Source organism: Bifidobacterium saguini DSM 23967 (genome assembly GCF_000741715.1).
Taxonomy (GTDB): Bacteria; Actinomycetota; Actinomycetes; order Actinomycetales; family Bifidobacteriaceae; genus Bifidobacterium; species Bifidobacterium saguini.
The window spans coordinates 37374-45447 of sequence record NZ_JGZN01000010.1 but is presented as its reverse complement, the minus strand read 5'-3'; the positions used below and the strand labels follow the sequence as shown (position 1 = coordinate 45447).

6 protein-coding genes, 1 rRNA gene and 1 pseudogene are annotated in these 8074 nt (G+C 55.4%); 1 reads left to right on the top strand and 7 read right to left on the bottom strand.

The window, feature by feature from the left end:
* The 3 genes from BISA_RS08100 to BISA_RS08090 all read right to left on the bottom strand — a co-directional run.
* Positions 1–164: ribosomal RNA gene (locus tag BISA_RS08100) — 16S ribosomal RNA — on the bottom strand; the annotation flags it as partial.
* Between the two features lie 557 nt (positions 165–721).
* Positions 722–1432, bottom strand: coding sequence for a hypothetical protein (locus BISA_RS08095; RefSeq protein WP_033891314.1), 711 nt, complete (start codon positions 1430–1432; stop codon positions 722–724).
* Positions 1433–1497: 65 nt separating this feature from the next.
* Positions 1498–2385, bottom strand: a complete 888-nt coding sequence (locus tag BISA_RS08090) for an HhH-GPD family protein (protein WP_033891313.1) — start codon at positions 2383–2385, stop codon at positions 1498–1500.
* Positions 2386–2405: 20 nt separating this feature from the next.
* Between BISA_RS08090 and BISA_RS08085 the strand changes: the two genes are divergently transcribed.
* A complete protein-coding gene (locus BISA_RS08085) occupies positions 2406–3077 on the top strand; it encodes a tRNA (cytidine(34)-2'-O)-methyltransferase (RefSeq protein WP_081890070.1) in 672 nt (223 codons plus the stop codon).
* A gap of 5 nt (positions 3078–3082) precedes the next feature.
* On the opposite strand, the gene BISA_RS08080 is transcribed toward BISA_RS08085, so the two are convergent.
* The 4 genes and pseudogenes from BISA_RS08080 to galK all read right to left on the bottom strand — a co-directional run bounded on the left by BISA_RS08080 (position 3083) and on the right by galK (position 8064).
* A complete protein-coding gene (locus tag BISA_RS08080) occupies positions 3083–4447 on the bottom strand; it encodes a PFL family protein (protein ID WP_033891312.1) in 1365 nt (454 codons plus the stop codon).
* 123 nt (positions 4448–4570) lie between these two features.
* On the bottom strand, positions 4571–4843 hold the full coding sequence (locus tag BISA_RS08075) for an ACT domain-containing protein (RefSeq protein ID WP_033891311.1): 273 nt from the start codon (positions 4841–4843) through the stop codon (positions 4571–4573).
* Between the two features lie 174 nt (positions 4844–5017).
* On the bottom strand, positions 5018–6496 hold the full coding sequence (locus BISA_RS08070) for an MFS transporter (protein ID WP_051917419.1): 1479 nt from the start codon (positions 6494–6496) through the stop codon (positions 5018–5020).
* A 318-nt stretch (positions 6497–6814) separates the two neighbouring features.
* Positions 6815–8064 (bottom strand): annotated as a pseudogene (galK, locus tag BISA_RS12010) (galactokinase).
* Positions 8065–8074 lie beyond the last annotated feature (10 nt).

Genomic DNA, 8074 nt, shown 5'->3' with positions numbered 1-8074 from the left:
CCACCCGTTTCCAGGAGCTATTCCGGAGCATGGGGCAGGTCGGTCACGCATTACTCACCCGTTCGCCACTCTCACCACCAGCAAGCTGATGGATCCCGTTCGACTTGCATGTGTTAAGCACGCCGCCAGCGTTCATCCTGAGCCAGAATCGAACCCTCCACAAAAAAAACAATGCGGAAAGACATCGAATAGATGACTCTCAAAACAAAAAATTGACGAGCAATCCTTTTAAGGAAAAGGACACACTCACAAAAACCTCATCCCGTTTCAACCAACCAAGGACCCAACCGACAAAAACAGTCAGGCACGAGACAAGCTGGCAATCATTGACTATAAAGAAGTAGTACAAACACGCTCTTGAGTTCTCAAACCACCACCACACACAAACCAATCCGGACTCTTTATTTCCTCACGGGGAGAAGCCCGAACCGCTCAGCGGCAGCGAATGAATAACTTACACGAACCTGCCCACCCGCGCAAATCGCATATTTCAAGACAGGCTAAAACCGTTGAAAAGACAGGCTCCGCCCGGCGTGTCGAAAATAGCAATCTCGAGCACGTCTAACGCCAGAATAGTCTTCTTTTCATCGTCATAAAGCAACAAAACCGGCCAATCACCAGCGTGTCGCAACAATTCACCCCTTAGCACCAAAACTACTACACGGCACAATCTTGTAATCCAGAAGGCTCACTGCGCCATTTTTAAGGGAAAGGAGTTCAGCTACTCCACCGTAAACGTCACTGGATCGCTTTTTACCTTGGGCTCGTCTTTCAGCGCAATCTGAGCCGTATACGTTCCAGCCTTTACCTTGGACCAATCGGCTTCATCAGTGCATTCGGTCAGCGTGGCGTTGTAGTCAGTATTCCACTTAAGCTGCTGTACGTCCTTATCTCCCTTAGCCATAAGAAGCCAACGGGAGTCGGGCGCGCATAAATCAGATTTGTAAATGGTTTCCGATCCAGAAGTAATAGTGAGCACTCGCCCTGAATCTGACCCATCCACCAAGCAGCTATTCGAACCGTCGTGCACAATCGATGCGGTGAACTCCAGAGTGCCGCCTACCGGCACCGATTGCGATTTCGAGCTCAATTCCAATGTCAAATCATTGGCAGAGCACTTTTTCACCTTGGAAGTGCTCTTTGGCGTAGGCGTGGCCTGCCTAGAGATGGCATACACCTCATCATGATGAATCAACGTGTTAATGGCACCGACCCCACGCCCGATGCTGTATATGCAGAAGATAATCAATGCCAGTACCACTGCCAACACAATGCCAGCCACGATACGACGGCGACGATAAATCGCCTGCTTCTTCTTGCTGATCTTGCGCTTGCGCTTCTTCGGTGCATAAGGTTCAGCTGACCGCCCAGCACCGGTTCCTCTGCCGGATCGCGCGCCATTTACACCCGAATTATTCCTCTGCAATGCCATAACGCTTCCAGTCTACGGTTGCACTGTTCCACACACGACGGAACCAGTCATTTTTCACCAGAACATCAGCCTTGCGGCAAACGCAATGCACCATCCTGCATTATTTCAATCAGTCCATCATCATCCAAACTTGCAATGCAAGCACCCAACTGCACGGAATCTTTCCATAGTTTTTCCGCATCAGTGCGGGTAAGCGAAGACCCCGCAGGTAGTTCACGCAATGCTGCCAGCACCAGCCCACGCACTTGTCGATCAGTGCCTTGAAATCGCTGGCGCGGCCGAGTTCTCTTCTCCCCCAATCCCGGTCTGCCGGCTTTCAGAAAGGTACAGGACTCAGCAATCGGGCAAGCTTCGCATAGCGGTGATTTCGCGGTGCAAATTACCGCACCAAGTTCCATCACCGACTGATTCCACGTCACCGAACGCTTCACGGCCTCGGGAAGTACCCGATTGGCGAGCGCACGTTCAGCGGCACTAGCTGATCCACCACGCGATTCGGTGCCCAAAAACACGCGGCTCAGTACACGGCGAATATTCGTATCGATAACGGCAATCCGCTGACCAAATGCAAAACTCAGCACTGCGGATGCCGTGTAATCGCCAATGCCTGGCAGTTCGAGCAACGCCTCATAGGTGCGAGGTAATTCATCGTCATACTTTTCGGACACCACCCGCGCACATTCCTGCAGTCGCAGTGCGCGACGCGGATAGCCGAGCCTTCCCCATGCGGTAATTACTTCGGATTTTGGCGCGGTTGCGAGCGCACGCGCATCCGGCCAACGTTCCATCCATGCCTGCCAGTAAGGCACTACGCGGCTCATCTGGGTCTGCTGGCTCATGACTTCGCTAACCAGGACACCCCACGGTGTGGTTCTGCCGAATCGCCACGGCAAATCGCGCGCATTCGCTTCCCACCATGCGGCAAGGCGCAAAGCAATATCACTGTCGTTCATCGTTCTTATTCTTAGCATTTATGACGAACGAGGCAGAAATGAACCCGCAGAACTCCGAAAACACCAGCAATCCCGAGGCCAAAGTCGAGAAAATGTTCGAATATGGCTATCGCAAGTCGAACTATGGCCCGGACGAACTGGTGACTGATGCACACGGCAATCCAATCTCTGTGGTGGACGCCATGCTCTCCGCTGAAAAGGCCGCGGAAACCGAGACTATGACGCCTCACCTGTGCTACTACTCCCCTCGCATTCCCGGCAATACCGGTTCAGCTATCCGCCTGTGTGCGGTGACCGGCACGATTCTGCATTTGGTAGAGCCGCTGGGCTTCAACCTGCGAGACACCAAGCTGCGCCGCGCCGGCTTGGACTATCACGACATGGCGCATGTGGTGCTGCACCCGAACTTCGACAATCTCGTGGAGTCGATGCCGAATTCACGCATTATTGCGTTCACCGCGCATGCCACCAAGCTATATACGGATATTGAATATCGTCCGACTGATATTCTGCTGTTCGGCCCGGAGCCAGGAGATATTCCCGATCCGATGGATATCATGGCTGGCCCACATGTGGCCGAACAGGTTCGCTTGCCTATGCGCCCGTCCCTTCGCTCCTTGAACCTCACCAATTGCGCGTCGATTGCTATTTATGAGGCTTGGCGTCAGCTGAATTTTGCTGGCGGGCGCTGATTGAATCAGTTCTTGAAGCTGTGAATCGGGGCGGGGATACGGCCGCCTCGGGTCACGAAGGCTTCGCATGAGGTCTGGTTTACGGGCATAATCGGCGCATAGCCCATAAGACCACCGAAGTTGGCCATTTCACCCACGCCCTTGCCTGCCACAGGAATAACGCGAACGGCGGTGGTCTTCTGGTTCACCATGCCGATGGCAGCTTCATCGGCAATCAAACCAGAAATCGTGGCGGCCGTTGTGTCACCTGGGATGGCGATCATGTCGAGTCCCACCGAGCAGACGCAGGTCATAGCTTCAAGTTTCTCAATGGTCAGGCATCCGGAGGATGCTGCATCAATCATGTTCTTATCTTCGGAAACCGGGATAAATGCACCGGATAGGCCACCCACATACGACGAGGCCATAATGCCGCCCTTTTTGACCTGATCGTTCAACATGGCGAGCGCTGCGGTAGTGCCCGGTGCACCAACCTGCTCAAGGCCGATCTTCTCAAGCACTTCGCCCACGGAATCGCCCACGGCCGGGGTCGGGGCCAGCGAAAGGTCGATGATGCCGAACGGCACGCCAAGTCGGCGCGAAGCCTCTTGAGCCACCAGCTGGCCGACGCGCGTGATCTTGAATGCCGTGCGTTTAATGGTTTCGCATAGGAATTCGAAGTCCTTGCCCTTGGCTGCATCGAGTGCGCGAGAAACCACGCCCGGACCGGATACGCCCACGTTGATCACTGCGTCGCCTTCGGTCACACCGTGGAAGCCGCCCGCCATGAACGGATTATCGTCCGGAACATTGCAGAATGCCACGAATTTCACGCAACCGTAGGAATCATTGTCGGCAGTGCGCTCGGCAATGTCCTTAATAATATGGCCAAGCAGTTCCACGGCATTCATGTCAATACCGGTTTTGGTGGAGCCCACGTTCACCGACGAGCAGACGATATCCGTCTCGGAAAGCGCTTGTGGAAGCGAACGAATCAGCAGTTCCTCGGCTGGAGTCATAGCCTTGGAAACCAGCGCCGAATAACCGCCGATCAGATCGACGCCGACTTCCTTGGCGGCCTTGTCCAGCGAATGAGCGATCTGAACGAAATCTTCCGAGGTTTTGCAGCAGCTTGCACCGACCAGTGAAATCGGCGTAACAGTGATGCGCTTGTTGACAATAGGAATGCCGTAGTCACTTTCGATGGCTTGACCAGTAGACACCAAGTCTTTGGCATACGTGGTGATTTTGCGGTAAATGTTCTCGCAAGTCTTCTCAACGGTATCCGCCGCGCAATCGAGCAGCGAGATGCCCATAGTGATGGTGCGTACGTCGAGCTTTTCCTGCTCGATCATCTGATTGGTCTCGTGGACCTCCATGATATTCAGCATGGTGTTTCCTTACATAAGCTCATGTCGTAGTCGCCTCAGTATGCAATAAGGCTGGCTCCGTCATTGGAAAGTCCACTGGACTTTCCACTTCCTCGCGTGAGGTTGCCTGCCGAGCGGGTAACCTCAGATGCGATGCATCTTGGTGAAGATTTCCTCACGCTGGCAGCGGATGCGCACGCCAATGTCGTCGCCAAGATCCTCAAGATTGCCGACCATTGCGCTGAATTCCTTGTCTGCTTTGGAATAATCCACAATCATCATCATGTTGAAGAAGCCGTCGATGATGGTCTGCGAAATATCGAGTACGTTGACGTTGTGGTTGGAAAGGTAGGTGCAGACTCGTGCGATGATGCCGACAGTATCCTGGCCTACGACGGTGATAATGGCCTTGTTCATGGCGCTCCCTGATTGAAAACCGATCGGAAATGAACTTGCGAACATATTCGAACATATGGAAAACGGGTGTTCCCCAGTATAGAGGAACACCCGTTACGCCTGATAATTCATCTCACTGGCACGACATTCGCCATGCAGGGCTCTCGCACAGATCAGTGCAGATTAGTATTCAGCTCAGGCAGCCAGTTTTTCGATATCCACATGCACCGGCACGAGCTGAGGCTCTTCCTTGTTTTCCTTGAGCAGGAAGGAGAAGGCCAATACCACTACGACCAGCGCCATGCCGAACAGGTATCCGTAGCGGGAACCGTCCACAAAGCCTTGTGCAGGGTTCGTGCCGCCAACTGCCGCATAATTCGTTTGGCCAAGACCGAGCAGGCAAGTGGCCACAGCGGTGGCGATGGCGCCACACACCTGCTGCATGGTGTTCATAATCGTGCTGCCGTCAGCAGCCATGCGGCCGGGCAGCGACTTCAATGCCGCGGACTGCGAAGACTGCTGAATAAACGGAATGCCAACCATCACGATGATGTGCGCAGCAAGGAACAGAGCAACTGGCGTCGAAACACCAATGGCGAAGAACAGTGCGCCGCCGATCACGGTCAGCACAGAGCCAATCCAGACCAGCTTCTTCGCACCGTAACGATCGAACATGCGCCCTGCGGCAAGCGTGCACAGTGCATTAATCACACCGCCCGGCAGCATGAGCAGACCGGCAACAGTAGAACTCAGGCCCATGCCGCGCTGCAGTTCCTGCGGCACCAGATACATGAACGCCAGAGTGCAGGAGAAGGAGCAGCTAATCATAATGGCCGGCGTACGGAACGCTGCGACGCCGAGGGCGCGCAAATCCAACAGCGGGGCGGCAATGTGCAGCTGACGGTAAGCGTAAAACGCCAATACCAACAGGCCGACAACGAGCAGGCCAACAACCATCGGACTAAAGCCCATGTCGCTGATCAGGCTCACGCCGGCGACAAGGCAGCCAAAGCCGATAGCCGAGGCAATAATAGACAACACGTCAACATTCGGACGAGTGCGTTCGATAGGTGTAACGAAGAACAACGCCGTGCACACGATGGCCGCGACTGCAACGAAAGCGAACAGCGCGAAAATCGCACGCCAGGAGAATGCTCCGATAAGTGCGCCTGCAATGGTCGGTCCGATAACAGGAGCAAACATGATGACGAGGCCTGCCACACCGTTGGCTGCACCGATCTTGTGCAGCGGGAAGACACGCATGATAGCTGCGTACATGGTGGGCAACACGATGCCGGTGCTAACGCCCTGCATGATACGGCCCGCCAACAACACAGGGAAACTTGGGGCAATAGTGCAAATCACGGCACCAATCAAGAAGCAAGCCAGGGAGAACAGCACCAGCGTCTTGGCCTTAATCCACTTGAGCATGAAGCCCACGCACGGCAACACCACGCCAATGGCCAGCATATAGCCGACGACCATCCACTGTGCAGTACCGGATGAAATGCCGAAATCATTCATCAAGTCAGGCAGGGTGATGTTCATGGATGTTTCCGAAAGCATGCCCAAAAATACGCTGATGTACAGGCCAAGCATGACTTTATGCGGGTGATCGAAATGCTGCGGCTTGCCCGGAACGAATGCGGAATCGTTGAGTTGGGTATTACGAATGGCTGTCTTGTTTGCGGTTGTCTGTTTTTCGGACAACGGAATCCTCTTCTGTCTTACTATCCTCGTTGCCGCTGCGCAGCGCGCGTCACGCATGCTGCCGCCCACCGTTACCGCTCGCGATGATCACGCGAGCTCACGGTATGCGACTTCATTGGCGAGCGCCGAAAGCCCCTAACGTCCGGGCCACATTCGGCAACAAAAAATCGCATGCCATCCGGCAAGTAATACACCAGATGGCATGCGATTATTCAAACAAAACGTCACCGTAATACGATTTTCAATTTTTCGTAAGTACGGCCGCGCGTGTCGCGGGGCGAATCAGGCTTCGCGGCTAGCGCTCGGCGCAGCCACAGCAGCAAGGGCGCGTGGCGCATGGAAGCCTTGCTTTTCGAATTCGTCGGCGATGGCTTGAGCGACTTCCTGGCTACGGCCCTTGTCTACCAGGGCAATGATGGAACCACCGAAGCCGCCGCCAGTCATACGAGCGCCGTAAGCGCCATTGTGGCGAGCCACATCCACGGCAACATCAAGCTCAGGCACGGTGACCTCGTAATCGGCGGCCAGCGAATCATGGGAAGCGTTGAACAGGCGGCCTGCAGCCTCGATATCACCCTTGGCGAAGGCATGCACGAAGGAACGCACGCGTTCGATTTCGGTGACCACATGGCGCACGCGCTTCTTCATGGTCTCGTCCGGCAGAGCGTCCAGTGTTTCCTTAAGAGCCTGGAACGGGTCATCAGCTTGGCAATACCATCGGCGGCAACGCGCAGATTAGCCACACCGAGGATCCTGGCGGCCTCCTCGCAGGTGGCGCGACGCTGGGCGTACTGACCATCGTTGAGCTGATGAGGAGCCTGAGTGTCCACCACGAGCAGTTCGAGGCCGTACTTGTCGAGGTCGAATTCCTGCTGGGAGACGTTCTCCAGCGGGGTCAATTCAGGACGGCAGTCGAGCAGCAGTGCATGGCCGGCAGTGCAACGCATGGAAGCATTCTGGTCGAGACCACCGGTGGAGGCACCGGCCATTTCGTTCTCGGACTTGATTGCAGCGTTAATCAGGGTCACGCGGCCAGCGTCGGAATCGCCGTAGCCGAGCCCATACACGTCATCCAGCGCCAGTGCAGTGGAGCAGGTCATGGCAGCGGAGGAGCTCAGGCCGGAACCCAGCGGTACGCAAGAGACAAAGGCGGCGTCAAAGCCCTGCACCTTGCTGAAACCTGCTTCGCGCAGCGCCCAGGCCACACCAGTCGGGTAGGCGGACCAGCCGTCCACGCCACGAGCCTCGAGACCATCAAGGTCGGCTTCGGCCACCTTGTCCGGAGCTACATCGGAAACCACGCGCACCTTGGTGTCTTCGCGCGGAGACAAGGCAATGAACGTGCGATGCGGCAGTGCAATCGGCAGGCACAGGCCGGCATTGTAATCGGTGTGCTCGCCAATCAGGTTCACGCGGCCCGGAGCGGCCCAAACGCCTTCCGGCTCAACGCCGTACGTCTTAGAGAACAGGGCCTTGGCCTGAGCTACACCGTCCTCATGAGAGATCGGTTCAATGAATTCAACAGCGGTCATTGGTGTTTTT

Bases quoted from the DNA above. Each gene is read 5' to 3' on its own strand.
- BISA_RS08095 (WP_033891314.1), bottom strand. From the start codon at position 1,432: ATGGCATTGCAGAGGAATAATTCGGGTGTAAATGGCGCGCGATCCGGC.
- BISA_RS08080 (WP_033891312.1), bottom strand. From the start codon at position 4,447: ATGCTGAATATCATGGAGGTCCACGAGACCAATCAGATGATCGAGCAG.
- BISA_RS08075 (WP_033891311.1), bottom strand. From the start codon at position 4,843: ATGAACAAGGCCATTATCACCGTCGTAGGCCAGGATACTGTCGGCATC.
- BISA_RS08090 (WP_033891313.1), bottom strand. From the start codon at position 2,385: ATGAACGACAGTGATATTGCTTTGCGCCTTGCCGCATGGTGGGAAGCG.
- BISA_RS08085 (WP_081890070.1), top strand. From the start codon at position 2,406: ATGACGAACGAGGCAGAAATGAACCCGCAGAACTCCGAAAACACCAGC.